Below are 16,956 nucleotides of genomic sequence, written 5' to 3' on the forward strand. Positions count from 1 at the left end.
TCCGTCGCGGACTTAGGGGTAAAACGGCTGGCAAAAACGTCCTGTTTCGCTACTGAGACAGGGCCACCGGACCCTGATCCTGATAGACATCGCCCGGCCCCGGATTGACCGCATTTGAGGCCCCACCAAAGTGGGTCATGATGCCCCAAACCGCGTTCAAAGCGGTCTGAACCGCGCCTTCGACCCATGCTGGCGTCCAGCTCACACTGTCGCCCGCAAGGAACATACCGCGATGTGCGGCGGGCTGATCCGCCTGCATGAAATGGCCATAGACACGGCGATTATAACGATAATGCCCCGGCAAAGCGCCCTTGAACGCCCCAAGGAAATTCTCGTCCGCCTCCCAACTGATGCATTTCGGCACGCCACGAATATGAGAGGCAATATCCACGCCGGGATAGATTTTCTCCAAAGCGTTCAAGGCCAAATCAACCCGCTTTTCATCCGACAACGGCAGAAGCTTCAATGCATCCGTCATCCAGGAATAAGACAGACAGATCACCCCCGGCGCGTCCGGCCCGTTGTCAAAGAAATAGGTGCCCCGCGTGATCCGGTCGGTCAACGTCATCGACAACAGAGGTCGCCCGGTCGCCGGGTCAATGTCATTCCAGAATGGTCGATCCACCATCACAAATGTCTTCGCCGCCTGCATGTAGCGCGTGCGATCAAGTGCCATCCAAAGCGGTTGGGCAAACAGGTCTTCTTCGACATCAATCGCGGTGGTCAAAAGGTGACTCTGGCAGGTTGCGAGCACCGCCTCATAGGCGACTTCGTTGTCCCATTGGTCGCGCACCGTGAAGGATGTGTCAGACGCCGCACGGGAAATATGCGTCACCCGAGACCGGGTTGCGCCACCATGCAGAGAGGCCAAAGAGGTGCCCTCCGGCCAATGCGCGCAGGGCGGCGTGGCGGTCCAAAGACGGCGCAAGACACTCTCGACCCCGCCGACCACATAGCGTTGATCGTCATCGAAGCCCAAAAGATTGACCCGCAGAATTTCGAGCATGGAATTGGGGAAATCTGAATCCCAACCGCCGGTGCCAAATCCCACCTGGCCAAAGACCTCGCGATGGCGAAAGCTCAGGTTTTGAAAGGCCTGCGAGCTTGTGACAAAGTCATAAAAAGTGCGCTCATCCCAGGCCTCTACGATGGGATCCCAGAGCGCCTTGACCTGCGCTGCGTCCTTGTTCCGAATGGCCGCTTGCAACGCGCCAAAACCGGCCCCCTGCTCCAAAGCATCGCTATAAGCTGCCGCAATTTCGCGATACATATCGGGCAAATCATTGAGATCGCGCGCGAAAAGCGTCTCGCCCTCAAGGTCGATCACAGTGGACCCTGCGGCCTTTGTGAGCGGATTTGGAAAAGGTTTTGTCTGCAATCCCATCAAGTTTAGGTAGTGATAAAAGCTCGCGGACGAGATCGGAAACCGCATCCCTCCCATCTCTGCAATCACATCTTGGGTGCCATCAAACACCTCAGAGCGCAGCCGCCCGCCAAAACGCGAGGCCTCGTAAATCACCGGGCGCAGTCCCAGCTTCATCAGCTCATAGGCCGCAATCACGCCTGCGGCACCAGCCCCGATGATCGCCACCTGCGCACCATGGCTGTCACCCGGCACGGTGCCCAACCCGGCCGGATGGGCGAGCCAATCATCATAGGCAAAGGTGAAATCAGGACCGAAAGCGGTCAGAGGTTTGGAGGATGTCATCGGGTCTCTCTTTGTCTCAGGGAAAAGCGGGTCGGTGAGAAAGACGTTAGGTCGCGGGCGGGGTGGCGTCCAGCGACCAAATCCGCGACCAACGCCGCGGTCATCGGAGCCGATGCGAGGCCGATGTGGCCGTGCCCAAAGGCGTAGACCACATCTTTGGACCGGGTGGATCGACCGATCACGGGCTTGCCGTCCGGCGTCGAGGGCCGATTGCCTTGCCAGCGCGCCGCCTGTGAAACTGTCGCCCCTGACAGAGCCGGGTAGCTCTGTTTCAGATGCTCAAAAAGGATTTCGGCCCGCGCCCAATTTGGCGGCGCATCTGGCGCGGCGAGTTCCACCTGTCCTGCGGCGCGCAGGCCGCCACGGGTGGTGACATTGGCCATTTTGCCATCCTGCGGCATGATCGGAATGTCGAGCGTGAACGGCGCCTCTCTGAGCTCCACATGATAGCCGCGCTCGGCGGCCAAAGGCACCGGGTCTCCCAAGGACGCGGCAAGCGGAGCGGAGGCCAGACCCGCCGCAATCACCGCCAGATCGCAGGCCAGATTGCCATCGGCACAGCGCAGCCCGCGCAATCGCCCCACGCAGAGGTCAAACCCGATCACCCGGTCCCGCCGGACCACCACGCCCTGCCCGGTTAGCCAGTCGGCAAGCCCGGCCACATAGCCGCCGGGGTCGGTGCAATGCGCCCCGTCGTTGATCAGGACGCCAAACCGATACGCAGGATCAAGCGCGGGGGCGGCGCGGCGCAAAGCCTGCCCCTCAATCTCAGCCATCGCCACGCCAGTGTCGCGGCGCAGCCCCCAGCCAAACGCCTCCGCCTCATACTCCGCCCGCTCCCGAAAGGCGTAGAGCAAGCCGTTTTGGACGATCATATCCGACAGGCCCGCACGGGCGGCCAGATCGGCATGGCGCTGCGGCGCATCCGCCAAAAGACTGGAGAGTGCACGCGCCGTCCGTGCCACTTTCTCCCCGGTCGCCCCGGCCCAGAGAAACCGCACAAGCCACGGCATCAACGCAGGCAGATCACGCCAGCGGATGGTCAAAGCCCCGCGTGGATCGGCCAGCATTTTCGGCACTTTGCGCCACAGACCGGGTTGCGACACCGGCAGGATCGACGCCGGGCTGATGAACGCGCCGTTGCCATAGCTGGCGGCATGGGGGCCTCCGGGCGAGGCCGGGTCAATCACCGTTACACGGTGCCCATCTTTCAGAAGTGCAGCGGCGGTGCTGATGCCGACAATTCCGGCGCCGATGACGGCGATATGTTTGCCCTGCGGCTGTGTCATGACGGGTCCATTTGAAATCAGAAAGACTGTGATGTGGTCCCTTTGCCTGTGGCACGACCGGACATCTTTCATGACAATGACACATGGTAGAGAAAATAAAATGGTTGAAATGTACATTCTGTCATGACTTTTACTCATGATAATCTTCACCATGCCTGTTCCAAAAGGAGCGCGTCCTTGCGCCGTTTCATCCCCTCCCTCTCCGCACTTGAGTGCTTTGATCTGGCCGCGCGCCATCGCAGCTTTACCCGCGCCGCCGAAGACCTTGGCCTCACCCAAAGCGGGGTGAGCCGACAGATCGGCACGCTGGAGCAGTTTCTCGGGGTGCGCCTGTTTCAACGGATTGGATCGCGGCTGGTGCTGACCGAGGTGGGGGCGCAGTATTGGCGCGAGATTGACCCGCTTTTGGCCAGATTGGAAAAAGCGGCGCTGGATGCTGTGCGCGGGCAACGGCGCGAAGAGGCTTTGATTCTTCAGACCAGTCCCGGGTTTGCCGCATGTTGGCTTTTCCGCGGCTCGGCGGATTTCTCGCCGCCCACCCAGAGGTTATTTTAGAGGTGATAGAGGCGGAGGGGGCCTGTGACTTTTCCACATCTCCCGCCGATCTGGCCATTGTGCGAGGCACCGGTGCGGTTTCTGATGTACGCAGTGATCGGCTCTGCGCCGAAACACTCACCGTCGTCGCCGCTCCCACGCTGATCTCGCCCGGCGCCCCTTTGGATCATCTCGATTTCGCACAGATCCCCACGCTGCAAAATGCCGCCCGTCCGAGTCTTTGGATGACATGGCTGCGCCTCTCGGGCACCGCGCACAGCGGCGCGATCCGGGGCGTGCGGCTGGGCCACAGTGGCCTGCTTACCCCAGCAGCCCGTGCTGGGCTCGGATTGGCCGTGGTGCCGCGGCTTTATGTCGAAGACGACCTTCGCCAAGGGCGACTTTGGGAGCCATTTGGGCCAGCGGTGACGTCCCCCGAGAGCTATTGGGTTTTGCGCCCTGAAGAGCGCGCGCATCACCCGCACCTGATCGCGTGCCTCACCTGGCTCAAACGCGACATGAAACGCCCGAATGCGGGCGCTTCTCCTCTTTAAACACACGTAGCATCGACATGTCTGCCGGGTTCACCGACCCTATGTCAGCCAGCACTTGGATCGACCATCACTTTGCATTGTGTCGTGCGCTGACGCAGCGCCTCAAACGCCAGTGGCATCTCAGCGAGCGTCACCGTGTCCGAAATCAAATGTTGCGGCGCATAGGTTCCGGCATCCAGCGCGCGGATCGCCATTTCAAACTCTGACATATTGAAGAACACCGACATCACGATCTCGACTTCTTTGGAGATGGCGCGAAAGCTGTTCATGTGATCGGGAGCGGTGCACAGCCCCAGAACAACGACCTTTCCGCGTGGGGCAACAAGGTCGACACAATGGTCAATCAGCCCCTGTTTTCCAACACATTCAAACACCATCTCTGGCGGGCCGTCGCAGGCCTGGGTCAGTTTGTGAGCAAGCTCCGGGTCTGACACGATGAAATCCGTCGCGCCGAGTTGCATGGCCCGCTCGCGTTGGTGATCATGCATGTCGACCACGACGACGCAGGCCGCGCCCATGCGACGCGCCCAAAATGCCACGGCAAGCCCGATGGCCCCGGCCCCAACGATCGCCACGCGCGCCCCCGGCCTCATCTTTGCCCGCATGATCCCATGCAGCGCCACGCCCAGAGGTTCGGCCAAAGCGCCGTCAGTGGCGGAAATACCCCACGGCAATTTGCGGCACTGCATTTCATCCAGCGCGGCATATTCGGCAAAGCCGCCGCCAATGAGGGTAAACTTTGAACACCACGCCGGTTCGCCACGCAGGCACGCGGGACAGGTGCCACAGCCTTTGAGCGGGGCGGCCGAGACGTGATCGCCGGGTTTGAGGTGGGTCACACCCGCGCCCACGTCGATCACTTCGCCCGAAAATTCATGACCAATCACCTCGCCGCCCTGAAGGCCAAAGGTGGCGTCTTCGGTCATGTGCAAATCCGAGCCACAGATGCCACATCGGCAGACTTTGAGCAGCACTTGCCCACGCCCCGCCTCGGGTTGCGCCACCTCATTGAGGCACAGAGGTTGGCCCAAGACCTTGAAAACGGCAGCTTTCATGGGTTTTCCTCCACGATCAATTTACGCCGAACCGGGAACCACGCGTGATCTCCCCATTTTTGGAGAAGACCCCAGACCCCGCCCCGCGCGTAGAGCGCAATCACCAAGGTGAGCAGGCCCAGCACGATCAAATAGGCCGAGCCGAATTCGCCAAACAGGCGGTCGGCGAGGAAATAGATCAACGCGCCGATCAACACGCCCTCAATCGCACCAATGCCACCCACCATGACGATGAAAATCGACATCGAGCCCCAGAACGGATCAAAGCCCGCCGACGGTGTGATCCTAAGCTGCGCCATATAATAGATCGCTCCGGCAAAGCCTGTGCCAACCGCCGCCGCGATAAAGATGTAGAACCGCAACCGACCGACATTGACGCCTTGGCTGGCAGCGGCCACTGGATTGTCACGCATCGCCGTCAGTGCAAGCCCAATGCGCGAACGCAACAACCAATAGCTGCCGCCAATGGTGGTGAGCAGCAGGAGCGCACAGAGCAGGACAAAGCCGACCTCGCGCTCATGCTGGCTATATTGGGTCATCACCCGCAAGGTCAGACCCGCCCCCGCGTTGACATAATCAATGTTCGAGGTCGCCAACCGCACCGCTTCGGCCACGACCCATGTGCCGATGGCGAAATACGGCCCGTCCAGACGCCGCAGCAACAGGTAGGTCGGCACCGCTAGGATCGCAGGCGCAATCAGCGACAAGAGGACGGCGACAAAAGGGTTCACGCCAAAATTCTGCGCCAGAACGAAAAGCAGATAGCCCGAGACGCCGATAAAGGCCTGTTGGCCGACGGAGACCAGCCCGGCATAACCGGCCAGCAAGTTCCACATCTGGGCAATGGCGATGTAGCAGGACAGTTCGATGGCCCAGCGGATATTGCCGGAACTGGCCCACCACGGCATGGCGATGAGGGCCAAGAGAAGAGCGAGGCACAGCGTCATGGCGATCCGGCTGGATCGGGTTGCGCGGACGACCTCGGTGTGATGTGTTTTTGATGTCATGTGTCCCTGCCTCATTTTTTGCGCGCCATGATGCCTTCGGGCCGTGTGGCCAGCACCGCGAGAAAGACGAGATGTCCGAAAAGAATGCCCAGGCCCGGATCAATCCGAAGACCGATGGCCTGAGCCACGCCAAGCACCATCGCGCCCAAAACGCCCCCCAGACCGACCCCATGCCACCGATGATCACCGCTTCAAACGCGTAGATCAACTGAGCCGAGCCATCAGAGGGCGAGACCGTGGCACGCAATGCGGCAAACACGGCGGCCAGCCCCAGAATGCCAACGGCAATGGCCGTGGCGATGGCATAAATGCGTTTGGGATCGACCCCGGTCATCGCGGCGGCTTCCGTGTCGGCGGCCGCGGCGCGCAGGCCCCGGCCAAAGCGTGAAAACCGCAGCACCGCGTCCAACCCGCCGGTCAGCACGAGGGCCGTGATCAAAACGATCACCGGCAAGAGGCCGACATAGATCGAACCGATCTGAAAACTCGCGCTGGCGATGTCGGAATTGGGCAGGCTGCGCGTGTCCGCCGACCAGAGTTCCAACATGAAATTCTGTAAGGCGATGGACAGGCCGAAGGTGGCTATGAGCGAGGGCAAAGGATCGGCGCCGACCACTTTGTTCAGGATGAACTTTTGTAAAATCCACCCAATCACCACCGCGATCGGCACGATCACAACGATGAGCCCGAGATTGCCAAAGGGCAGCACCCCAGCCAATGAGACGGCGATGAGAGACAAGAGGATCATCACATCGCCATGGGCGATATTGACGATCCGCATCACACCGAACATCAACGCCATGCCCAGCGCATATTGCGCATACATTCCGCCCAAAAGGACGCCCTGGATCACTGCATCAAGCCACTGCATGAGACGCTCCAAAATAAGCCGCCGCGATGGCATCGCGGGGGATGTCCTGTGAGACGCCGGTCAGTGTGATGCGTCCTTCGAGCATACAATACAGCCGATTTGAGGCTCCCGCGCGAGGCCAACGTCTTGTTCGACCAGCACAATGGCGGTGCCAAAGGCGCTGATTTCGGGGAGGATTTCGTAAATTTCGCGGATCACTTTGGGCGCAAGACCCAGACTGATCTCATCGCACAACAGCACCTTGGGCTGGCACAAAAGCGCGCGCGAAATCGCAACCATTTGCTGTTGTCCGCCGGACAGATCTTCAATCGGTTGCCGCCGTTTTTCGCGCAGGATCGGAAACAGATCGAACAGGTGCCCGCGGGTCCATGGCCCCTCGCCTTCCGGCAGACGCGCATTGTCAATCGCGATGCGCAGGTTTTCCTCGACCGTCATGCCGACAAAAAGCCTGCGTCCTTCGGGCACCATGGCGATGCCGCGCCGAACCATCATATGGGCGGGCGTCCCACCAACAGGGTTGCCTTCGAATTTCACCATATCCCGATCCACCGGCAAAAGCCCGAAAATGGATTTCAGAAACGTCGATTTCCCGGCTCCGTTCGCACCGATCAGGGCAACGACCTCGCCCGCATCAATGTGCATGTCGATGCCGAACAGCGCCTGAAAATCGCCGTAGCCTCCTGTGAGGCCATGCGTCGATAAAATGGCTGTGTCACTCATGCTTCGATCCCCATGTAAACGCGCTGCACCTCGGCGTCTTGCATGACGGCGTCGGGGGTGCCTTCGGCGATCTTGACGCCAAAATTGAGCACCATGACCCGGTTCGCCACCGCCATGAGTGCGTGCAGCACATGTTCAATCCAAATGATGGTCACGCCTTGGTCGCGCACCCGGCGCACCAAGCCGACCAGTTCGGCGCCTTCCGCTTCGGTCAAACCGCCCGCGATCTCGTCGAGCAGCAAAAGTTTGGGCCGCCCCGCAAGTGCACGCGCCAGTTCAAGCCGTTTGCGGTTCAACAGCGTCAGACTGCCCGCCGCCGTGTTGGCATAGGGCAACAGCCCACAGTCACGCAGCACCTCGGCACAATGGTCATTGGCCTCCGCCTCGCTCATCCGCGCACTCATCATCGCCGGGACCAACAGGTTTTCAAAGGCTGTCATCGCACCAAAGGGTTGGGGCACCTGATAGGTGCGCCCGATCCCGCGTTTACAGCGTTTGAACGGTGGCTCGGCCCGCAGTGGAGAGCCGTCCAAAGACAGCTCCCCCCCATTCGCGGCCAAATCGCCACTGATCAGGTTGAACAACGTGGTTTTTCCCGCGCCATTCGGCCCGAGAATGCCCAGCACCTCACCGCGGCCAACGTCAAAACTGACGTCCTCCACCACGGTGAGTGCGCCGAAGCGCTTGGTCAGCCCTTTCGCTGACAAAATCGCCTGATCTGTCATGGCTGCGCCTTATGACCAGTCCAGCGGAAGCATCGCCGCTTCGGGTTGAAGCACATCGGGACGAAGCGACGTGTCCACAATCTTGAGATCGAACGGCCATGTTTCGCCTTTTACCCATTGGCCGCCAAAAATCGGCGTTTTGCAGATGTTCGGATGCGGGCCGTCGCCAAAGCGGATGGTGCCAACAAGCGTGTCGAGATCGGTGGATTTGAGCGCATCGCGGTTGGCCGCCCGGTCCAGCGGGTCCTCAGAGCGTTTGAGGGTGTCGAGAACGACCTCCCAGAGCGCATGCGCATAGCCCAGAGGTTGGGTCCATTGATTGCCGGTTTCCGCCTCCCAAGCATCTGCAATGTCGCGGCTGGTTTGGCCAGTTAGCGAAGAGGTGTAAGGGAAGGCAGGCGTCCACCAGACTTCAGAGGACATCCCCACGCCCAAATCGCCCATCGCCTCGATCCCGGACGGGAACAAAAGTGCCGCCGCCACAGTCACCACTTTGGGGTGATAGTTTTGCTGGTTGCACTGGGTGATAAAAGTTTTGAGATCAGCGACATAGGTGATGCCACCGACGATCTCACAATTGTTGTTTTTGAACTCTGCGATCTGGGCGGAGAAATCATTGGTGCGCGGCTCAAACATCGACGGCGCGAAGGCCTCAAAGCCCGCGGCCCGCACGGCAGGCGGCAGACCGTATTCGTCGCTGCCCCAGGTTTCACCGTCGGCGTTGCGTGGGAACAGCATCCCGACCTTGCCGTTGGTGTCGATGGATTTCCACATGCCGGTGAACGTGCCCAACACGTCCTCAAGACCCCAAAAGAAGTGGTAGGTCCAATCGAACGGCTGTTCGGCCCCGCCACGCGGCATGACAAAGGCCTGCCAGGGCGAGTTCGACGAGATACAGGGCACGCCGTAGAGTTCGCACTGATCTGCGGTCGGGTTGTTGATGTCTGTGGCCGAAGCGGGCAGCATAAAATGCACCTCGTCGTTGAGGATCAAATCACCAGCGAGTTCGGCGGCTTTGTTGGGGTTCGATTGCGCATCCCGCAACAGGATTTCAACATTATAGGTCTCTCCGCCGATCTCGATCCCGTCTTTGACCAAATCCATGATCTTGGTGACGGTATAATCATCGGTGTCGCCAAACAGCGACAGCGGTCCGGTCATCGGGCTGATCACCCCGATCTTGATGGTCTTTGCCCCCTTGGCCCGTGCCGCATGGGGCAGTGCGATGGTGGCGGCGGTGACCGCCCCCAACCCCTTAAGCAGGCTGCGCCGGTCAAGATGGCTGTGCGGATGGATGTTCAGTGTCATGTTAGGTCCTCCCTTAATTTTATGCGTCACGGAGCTCCTCCAAGCCCTTGGTCGTGACGCCTGTGCTATGTCGTGCTGTATGGCGGGCGGCCTTCGCGGGCCGCACGCCGTGGTCAGTCGAGTTCCGGCGCGGGGCGTAGGATCAGCCCGCCGTCGATCACCATTTGCGATCCGGTGACATAGCCGGAGGCGTTCGAGGCCAGATAAAGCGCCAGCGGCTTGATCTCCTCGGTCTCGGCCACACGGCCCAGACAGGACCAGCGAACGAAAGCCTGACGATCCTCCGCATTCGCCATCCGCCCCCCGGCAATATTGGTGATGAACGGCCCCGGACAGATCGCATTGACGCGGATGCCGTAGCGGCCAAGCTCCATCGCCAACTGTTTGACCAGATGGCTGACCCCGGCCTTTGCGGGCATGTAGGGCGTGCCGACGATGCCATCGACATAAAAGGCCGCAATTGACGAGGTGGCGATGATCGACCCGCCGCGTCCTTGCCGTTTCATATGCCGGGCGGCAAGTTTCATCGTGTAGTAGATCGAGGTCAGATTGATCCCGATCACCTTATCCCAATGGGCGTCATCGAGATTGTCGATCTCGCCGTCCGGGTTGCGGTGGCCTTCGGGGGTCAAGAACCCCGGCCCGGCATCCACACCCGCATTGGCAAACACCACGTCGATGCCGCCCTGACGCACTGAGACGGTGTCAAACACCGCATCCATTGCCGCGCGGTCGGTCACGTCAACCACCTCTGCGTGGATCGTGCCGCGCGGGTCTGTGGCGGCGATCTCCGCCACGGTGCGCGCAAGCTGATCCGCGTTCAGATCAAGCAAACTCACATGCGCGCCCTGCGCGGCCATGATCTCGGCATAGGCCCGACCCAAGCCATAAGCGGCCCCCGTCACAAGGACAGATTTGCCTGCCACATCGAACATGCTCTCCAAAGACATGCGGTCTCCTCCCTTCGGTCCCGCAGGATCAGATGAACATATCTTTGTTGATCTCTAGGCCATTGGCCTCACAATGCTTGACGTAATGGTCGATGAACCAAAACACATCCGCCGTGAAATCATACTTGGCTTCATCGTCAAAAAATTCGATCGCCCCGTTGATCCAGAACAGCGCCTTCATGCCATTGGGATCGTCGGAATAGAGCGTGTGCGCCGTGCCCGGCAATTCATAAACAAAATCGCCCGGACGAGAAATCCAGTCGTATTCGTAATAGCCCCAAGATCCCTCCAATGTGACCGCCGAAACGACACCGCGATGTTTGTGCGTGCCGATCCGTCCACCGCCTTTGACCCAGAGAATATTGGCCACCGAATTGCTGCGCACATCAAAGGCCAGATGTTTGATCGCGGCACTGTCGCCAAACGGCACCCAAGGGTTATTTTTGTCATCTCCGGGGATGAACGCCCCTTCTTTGCCAAAGCGATTGATCATCGCCTCATGCGGCTCCGGCGGCAGTTTCGTGATAAGGTTTTGCTGTGTCATAAGTCCTCCCTTTCGCCCGTTTTCAAGGGCAGCACTCAACAGATCGGTCGGGAGGATTTGCGTCAAAGCAAATAATTTACGCCGCTTTGCAGCACGGGCAAAATGCCCAGGAATTGCGATTTATGTCATGGGGTTACCTGCGATAAAAACTTCGCATTGTGCCAGAATGTCGCAGTCTTTCTGCGGTGCAGATTAATTATATGGTGAAATGACTTTATCATTTGCGTAATATCCCGTCATGAAAACATCAGATGACGAAGAACAACTCCTCCACCGCGGGGGCCGTCCGACCCTGGCGGACCTGATCGACACGCTTGAGTTCAGCCCCTCGAAAGGCGCGATTGAGCTACATGGCGCACGGATGGTGCTGTCTCGCGCGACCTTTGGCGCCGACCTTCAGGACGAATTGGTCCGCCGGTTTGGCGAACACGAGGCCAAGGTGCTCCTGATGCGCTTGGGCTATCGCAACGGGCGCGAGGATGCGGAATTCATTCGCCAAGGCTGGCCGAATCTGGACATTGGCGACGCATTCACCGCCGGAACTCGGCTACATATGGTGACGGGCACCGTGCGGGTAGAGACCCTGCACAACGACTTTGATTTCAAAACAGATCGGTTTTCCGGTGACTTCCTATGGCATCAATCCGTCGAAGCCGTCGAATATCAACGCCGCCACGGGCGCGCGCTTGCCCCGGTCTGCTGGGCCCAAACCGGCTATGCGGCAGGTTACGCCAGCGTCTTTTTTCGCAAACTCGTGCTCTACAAAGAGGTGAGCTGTGCGGCGATGGGTGACAAATCCTGCCGCGTGGTGGGCAAGACCGTGGACGGTTGGGGCAAGGATGATCCCTTTGTTCGGATGTTCCTGGATGAGGTCTTGGTCAACCGGGCCGAAATGCCCTCGCGCCTCCGAAAGGCTGCGGGCAAGTCCGCGCCGATGGAGGGCGCGGGATTGGAAGACCGGGTTGTCGCTCCCGTTCGTCACACATTGGAAAAAATCGCTCACGCTGGGCTGAACGCGTTGATCACCGGACCAGAGGGGGCGGGCTGTCGCATCGCCGCCGATTGGCTCCATGTCGCGCGGTTTGGTCACGGCAAGACCCACCGCTGTCACGCCACATCGCCACAGCTGCCCGCGCTTTTGGACAGCCTGCGCCAAACCATCTCCGCCCCCGGCGTGCGCGGGCAGACGTTGATCATCGAGGGGATCGACGCGTTGGCGGATGATCTTCAGGTGGCGTTGATCGACATGATCAAAACCGATGGCATCCCCCCTGAAAACCTTCTTGTCATCGGGTTATCGCATCTGCCGCTGCAACTGTTAAGGCGCGACACGGCGCTGCGGTCCGAGTTGATGTACGCGCTCTCTGTCCTGCCTGCCGCAATGCCGCCGCTGTCCGCGCGCCCGGATGACCTTGCCGATCTGGCAGAGTGTTATCTGGCCCAGATGCGGCCAAAACCGGGGCTTGAGGCACCCTCGCTCACAGAAGAGGCGAAGGCTTTCATCCGCACCGCCGCTTGGCCCGGAAACCTGCCCGAATTGCGTGCGACCCTGATGCGCGCCGCGCTCTGTGCCGCCGCGCCGCCGGTGATTGACCGCAATGATCTCGACTCCGCGCGACTTGATCCACGGCCTTCGGCCCCCTCACTGTCGCAGGGCGAGGATGATTTTGTCGAGCTTTGGGATCAGCTTGTGCCACTCTTTGAGGCGGGGATCGGTGTGGATGCATTGGTGTCGCGGATCGAACAGCGGGCGGTGGCAGAGGCCGATGGCAATGTCTCCGCCGCCGCCCGCCTATTGGGCCTGAGCCGTCCGAAATTGGATTACCGGCTCAAAAACCCGGTCTAACTGTCCGCGGACTACATCCTGCGCGCGCTTTGCACCACCAGATCGCGCAGCCATTTGTGCATCCGCGAGGCATGGGTGCGCGCGGTCCACACCATCTGAATTTGCACCGGTGTTGGCACCGGACAACGCGCAATGAAAAGCCCCGTCCCAAGTTTGCGCGACAGGCGCTCGGGCACCGTCGCGACAAGTCCGGTGCCTTTGATCAGACTTTGAATGCCCGCCGGGCTGGGCGTGCGCATCGCGATGGAAATCTCGTGACCCTCTTGTTCCAAGGTCTGCATATAGCCCGATTTCCATTTGCCGCCGTAGGTGATGTAGACGTGATCGAGGGTCAGGTAATCCTCCATCGTCAGCGCCGTTTTGGCCTTTGGATGGGCCGGGTCCATCATGCAAACATAATGGTCCTCATAGAGCGTGCGCGTATAAAACGCGGCCCCCAGTTGAACGAAGGGACCGATCAGCAAATCCGCCTCCATCCGCAACAGTTTATCATGGCCGAGATAGGAAGAATCGATAATCTCGATTTTGAGGTTCGGCGCTTCGGCGCGGATCAAATGGGCCAGGTGCGGAATGATCAACTCGCGCTCATAGTAGTTGCAAGCGATGGTCACCGTCTGAGTGCTTTCTTTCGGATCGAAATCGCGATTGGCCGTCAGTTGGGAAAACCGTTCCAACAACTGACCCGCCTCCGCCACCACCTCTTCACAGCGCTGCGTCGCGATCAGCCGACGCGCCTCGCGAACAAACAGTGGATCGTCGAACACGCCTCTGAGCTTATCGATGGTGTAGCTGACAACCGATTGATTCATCTCAAGATCTTCGGCGGCGCGCGTGAATGAGCCAAAGCGGTAAACCCGGACCAACACATCAAGGGCGCGAAAATCTGTGGCGAGAAGGTCGATGGGCTTGCTCACGTCACGCTCCTTTGGGCCATGGTTGAGCGGTTTTATAAATCTATTTGGTAGATATGTGAAATCAAATTGATCGCATTGATTGATGAACTCTGCCCTGCTTTCCTGACAGGATCACAGCTTTGGGAGGAGATCTGTTGATGTTGGACATTCCCGTGAATGAGGCGGTCACATTGGCCGATCTCACCCGAGACCCATACCCGATCTATCGCCAAATGCGGGCCGAGACGCCTGTGGTGCGCGTGGCGCAGACCAATCGGATTTTCGTCACCCGGTTTGAGCACACAAAATGGATCAAGGAAAACCCGGAGATTTTCAGCTCGGATGATCCAATGACTCCGATGAAACCGGCGTTTCAGGCCCATACATTGATGCGCAAGGATGGTGACGAACACCGGGCCGAACGCATGGCGATGCAGCCCGCCTTTTCGCCGAAAGTGATCCGCACCGACTGGGCCGAGCTTTATACCAAACTGGCAGAAGACTATGTCTCGCGCCTGCCCAAAGGTGAGACGGTGGACCTGTTTGCCGACCTTTGCGGCCCGATCGCCGCGCGCATTCTGGCGCATATGTTGGGGCTGGAAGAGGCCACGGACGAACAGATGCAACGCTGGTCCCAGCGCCTGATCGACGGGGCGGGCAATTTTGGCAATGACCCTGAACTTTTTGCCCTCTCCGACGCGGCCAATGCCGAAATGAACGCGCTGTTCGAACAGGTCATGCCCCGTCACATCGCCGCGCCAAACAATTCGGCCTTTTCCGTCATGTTGAATGCGAAAATGCCGATCCCGGTCAGTCAGATGTACGCCAATATCAAAATCGCCATTGGCGGCGGCATCAACGAACCGCGCGATGCTTTGGCGACCATTCTCTACGGGCTGTTGACCAACCCTGAGCAACTCGAAGAGGTCAAACGCCAAGAGGCATGGCTTGACGCCTTCGAGGAGGGTGTGCGCTGGGTCGCGCCCATTCAGGTGTCGGGTCGGCGCACCACGCAAGAGGTGCAGATCGGCGATCATGTGATCGGCCCAAACGAGACGGTGATGACCATCCAAGCCTCCGCCAATCGCGATGAGGCGATCTATGCCGATGGCGAGGCGTTCAACGTGTTTCGCGACAAACATCCGCATCAGGCCTTTGGCAGCGGCCCGCATCATTGCGCCGGGGCGCAGGTCGCGCGCCGCACGCTGGGGCAGATCATGTTGCCGCTTTTGTTCGAGCGCTTTCCCAACATGGCCCTGACCGACCCGAAGGAGGTGATTTGGAGTGGCTTTGGCTTTCGTGGCCCACTGAACCTGCCAGTCACATTGGCCTAATATCAATATAACGCACTAAATGAGGACTAAACCATGACGAAAATCACATTCGTCCAACCCGACGGCCGCAGCCAGACCGTCAGCGCACGCGCAGGAGACAGCGTGATGCAGACGGCACTGGCCCATAGCATCGACGGTATTTTCGCCGAATGCGGCGGCGCAATGATGTGCGCCACCTGCCATTGCTACATTGAAGACGCACGCACCGGAGAGGCGAGCCAAGGCGAAGAGGATTTGTTGGACTGTGCCGAAGACGAGGTGCGGCCCAGCTCGCGGTTGAGCTGTCAGATCAAAGTGAGCGAGGATTTAGACGGGCTTGTGGTGCATTTGCCCGTTACCGTGGACTGACCGAAACGGCCCCTTTGCCGCAGGAGGAGGCGGCAAAGCGCAGGCCAGATTGAAGCGCACCAACGCATGACCGGCGCAACGCCGTCGGAACACAAGGGAGGAGACCCACATGACCACATCATTCACCCGCCGCACGGTTTTGGCGAGCATGGGGGCGGCACTGGCCACCCCGGCGTTTTTGAAGCGCGCCAATGCCGCCGAAGTGACCCTGAAACTCCATTCGATGTTGCCCGCCCCGGCAACAATGAACACGCAGTTTTTTGAACCCTGGATCGAGGAAATTCGCACCGCCTCCGAGGGCGCGATTGACATCCAACTGTTCCCGTCGATGCAGCTTGGCGGCAAACCTGGTCAGTTGCCTGATCAGGTCCGTCAGGGCATTTGCGACATAAGCTGGACCCTTCCGGTCTATTCGCCGGATCGCTTCCCGGTGGCCGAAACGTTGGCGCTGCCCTTTATGGTGACCAATGCCGAAAAGACCTCCGTGGTCATGCACAAGCTGATGGATGAGTTTGGCCAAGATGAATATCCGGGCACCAAAACGCTTGGGTTTCACACCCATGATGGCGGCAAATTCCACACCCGCGAGGGGCTTATTCACACCGCCGATGATCTCAAAGGTCTCAAGCTGCGCGCCCCCAATCAGGCGACGGGCAAGCTGCTTGAACTGATGGGCGCGGAGACGGTGTTTTTCCCGGTGACCGAAATGGTTGTTGGCCTCTCAAATGGGGTGATCGACGGCTGTTGCCTGCCCTATGAGGTGGTGCCCGCGTTCAAGCTACAAGAACTGACCAAATTCTCATCCGCCCCTGCCCCCGCGTCGCGTGGGCTGTATGCCAACACCTTCTCGATGCTGATGAACCAACGCGTTTATGAGAACCTCTCGGACGATCTGCGCAAGGTGATCGACGATCATTCCGGCATCGCGCTGTCGCAACGTATTGGCCGCCAATTTGATACGTTTGAACAGATGGGCAAAGAGGTGGTGATCAAACAGGGCAACACCATCGGTGAGATCGCGGCAGAGGAAATTTCGGCATGGCGCGAGATCGCACAGCCAGTACATCAGGCCTGGATCGACAAGCTCAATGACCGCGGCCTGGATGGCACGGCGATTTTGAACCGCGCCAATGAATTACTGGACGCCGATCAACCGGCCTGAGGTCTTTGGGCGACACGTCTTCAGGTCCAATCGAGCAAGCCTCGGTTGGGCCGCCTCAACAGGTGTTTTCATTTGGCCCACGCGGCTTGTGACTTGGCCTCGCCCGAC

Annotated in this window: 16 protein-coding genes and 1 pseudogene; 6 read left to right on the plus strand and 11 right to left on the minus strand. The window is 59.6% G+C overall.

Annotated features, from left to right (window positions below; all coding sequences use genetic code 11):
- Window positions 1-49: 49 nt before the first annotated feature.
- Complete coding sequence (locus tag C8029_RS06255; protein ID WP_009572104.1) at window positions 50-1,708, minus strand: flavin monoamine oxidase family protein; 1,659 nt, start codon at window positions 1,706-1,708, stop codon at window positions 50-52.
- Window positions 1,705-2,997: an NAD(P)/FAD-dependent oxidoreductase gene (locus C8029_RS06260; RefSeq protein WP_009572103.1), complete on the minus strand. Its 1,293-nt coding sequence runs from the start codon at window positions 2,995-2,997 to the stop codon at window positions 1,705-1,707. Before C8029_RS06260 ends, C8029_RS06255 begins: the two co-directional genes overlap by 4 nt.
- A 177-nt stretch (window positions 2,998-3,174) precedes the next feature.
- Here C8029_RS06260 and C8029_RS06265 point away from each other — a divergent pair, with 177 nt between their 5' ends.
- Window positions 3,175-3,552, plus strand: a complete 378-nt coding sequence (locus tag C8029_RS06265; RefSeq protein ID WP_193217602.1) for a LysR family transcriptional regulator — start codon at window positions 3,175-3,177, stop codon at window positions 3,550-3,552.
- Complete coding sequence (locus tag C8029_RS06270) at window positions 3,495-4,085, plus strand: LysR substrate-binding domain-containing protein (protein WP_152002485.1); 591 nt, start codon at window positions 3,495-3,497, stop codon at window positions 4,083-4,085. Before C8029_RS06265 ends, C8029_RS06270 begins: the two co-directional genes overlap by 58 nt.
- Before the next feature lie 44 nt (window positions 4,086-4,129).
- On the opposite strand, the gene C8029_RS06275 is transcribed toward C8029_RS06270, so the two are convergent.
- The 8 genes and pseudogenes from C8029_RS06275 to C8029_RS06310 form a co-directional block, all read right to left on the minus strand.
- Entirely contained in the window at window positions 4,130-5,140 is a 1,011-nt protein-coding gene (locus tag C8029_RS06275; RefSeq protein WP_152002486.1) for a zinc-dependent alcohol dehydrogenase, read from the minus strand.
- On the minus strand, window positions 5,137-6,162 hold the full coding sequence (locus tag C8029_RS06280; RefSeq protein ID WP_100220090.1) for a branched-chain amino acid ABC transporter permease: 1,026 nt from the start codon (window positions 6,160-6,162) through the stop codon (window positions 5,137-5,139). Before C8029_RS06280 ends, C8029_RS06275 begins: the two co-directional genes overlap by 4 nt.
- 184 nt (window positions 6,163-6,346) lie before the next feature.
- Window positions 6,347-7,051, minus strand: a pseudogene (locus C8029_RS06285) (branched-chain amino acid ABC transporter permease); the annotation flags it as partial.
- A 27-nt stretch (window positions 7,052-7,078) separates the two neighbouring features.
- Window positions 7,079-7,738 (minus strand): ABC transporter ATP-binding protein, encoded by a 660-nt coding sequence (locus C8029_RS06290; RefSeq protein WP_226946254.1) that lies wholly within the window; start codon window positions 7,736-7,738, stop codon window positions 7,079-7,081.
- Window positions 7,735-8,463, minus strand: a complete 729-nt coding sequence (locus C8029_RS06295) for an ABC transporter ATP-binding protein (protein ID WP_152002487.1) — start codon at window positions 8,461-8,463, stop codon at window positions 7,735-7,737. Before C8029_RS06295 ends, C8029_RS06290 begins: the two co-directional genes overlap by 4 nt.
- Before the next feature lie 9 nt (window positions 8,464-8,472).
- Entirely contained in the window at window positions 8,473-9,771 is a 1,299-nt protein-coding gene (locus C8029_RS06300; RefSeq protein ID WP_152002488.1) for an ABC transporter substrate-binding protein, read from the minus strand.
- Window positions 9,772-9,884: 113 nt separating this feature from the next.
- Complete coding sequence (locus C8029_RS06305; RefSeq protein WP_152002489.1) at window positions 9,885-10,721, minus strand: SDR family NAD(P)-dependent oxidoreductase; 837 nt, start codon at window positions 10,719-10,721, stop codon at window positions 9,885-9,887.
- 28 nt (window positions 10,722-10,749) lie between these two features.
- Complete coding sequence (locus tag C8029_RS06310; protein ID WP_009572094.1) at window positions 10,750-11,265, minus strand: 2,4'-dihydroxyacetophenone dioxygenase family protein; 516 nt, start codon at window positions 11,263-11,265, stop codon at window positions 10,750-10,752.
- A 238-nt stretch (window positions 11,266-11,503) separates the two neighbouring features.
- Here C8029_RS06310 and C8029_RS06315 point away from each other — a divergent pair, with 238 nt between their 5' ends.
- Entirely contained in the window at window positions 11,504-13,111 is a 1,608-nt protein-coding gene (locus C8029_RS06315; RefSeq protein ID WP_152002490.1) for a XylR N-terminal domain-containing protein, read from the plus strand.
- An 11-nt stretch (window positions 13,112-13,122) separates the two neighbouring features.
- Here the strand turns inward: C8029_RS06315 and C8029_RS06320 are convergent, their stop codons facing one another.
- Entirely contained in the window at window positions 13,123-14,025 is a 903-nt protein-coding gene (locus C8029_RS06320; RefSeq protein ID WP_009572092.1) for a LysR family transcriptional regulator, read from the minus strand.
- Window positions 14,026-14,162: 137 nt separating this feature from the next.
- On the opposite strand from C8029_RS06320, the gene C8029_RS06325 reads away from it, so the two are divergent.
- The 3 genes from C8029_RS06325 (at window position 14,163) to C8029_RS06335 (ending at window position 16,848) form a co-directional block, all read left to right on the plus strand.
- Complete coding sequence (locus C8029_RS06325; protein ID WP_009572091.1) at window positions 14,163-15,338, plus strand: cytochrome P450; 1,176 nt, start codon at window positions 14,163-14,165, stop codon at window positions 15,336-15,338.
- Window positions 15,339-15,371: 33 nt separating this feature from the next.
- Entirely contained in the window at window positions 15,372-15,686 is a 315-nt protein-coding gene (locus C8029_RS06330) for a 2Fe-2S iron-sulfur cluster-binding protein (RefSeq protein ID WP_009572090.1), read from the plus strand.
- Window positions 15,687-15,795: 109 nt separating this feature from the next.
- A complete protein-coding gene (locus C8029_RS06335; RefSeq protein ID WP_152002491.1) occupies window positions 15,796-16,848 on the plus strand; it encodes a TRAP transporter substrate-binding protein in 1,053 nt (350 codons plus the stop codon).
- The last annotated feature ends 108 nt before the right edge of the window (window positions 16,849-16,956 follow it).

Source organism: Roseobacter sp. TSBP12, from assembly GCF_009129705.1.
GTDB lineage: Bacteria > Pseudomonadota > Alphaproteobacteria > Rhodobacterales > Rhodobacteraceae > Celeribacter > Celeribacter baekdonensis_A.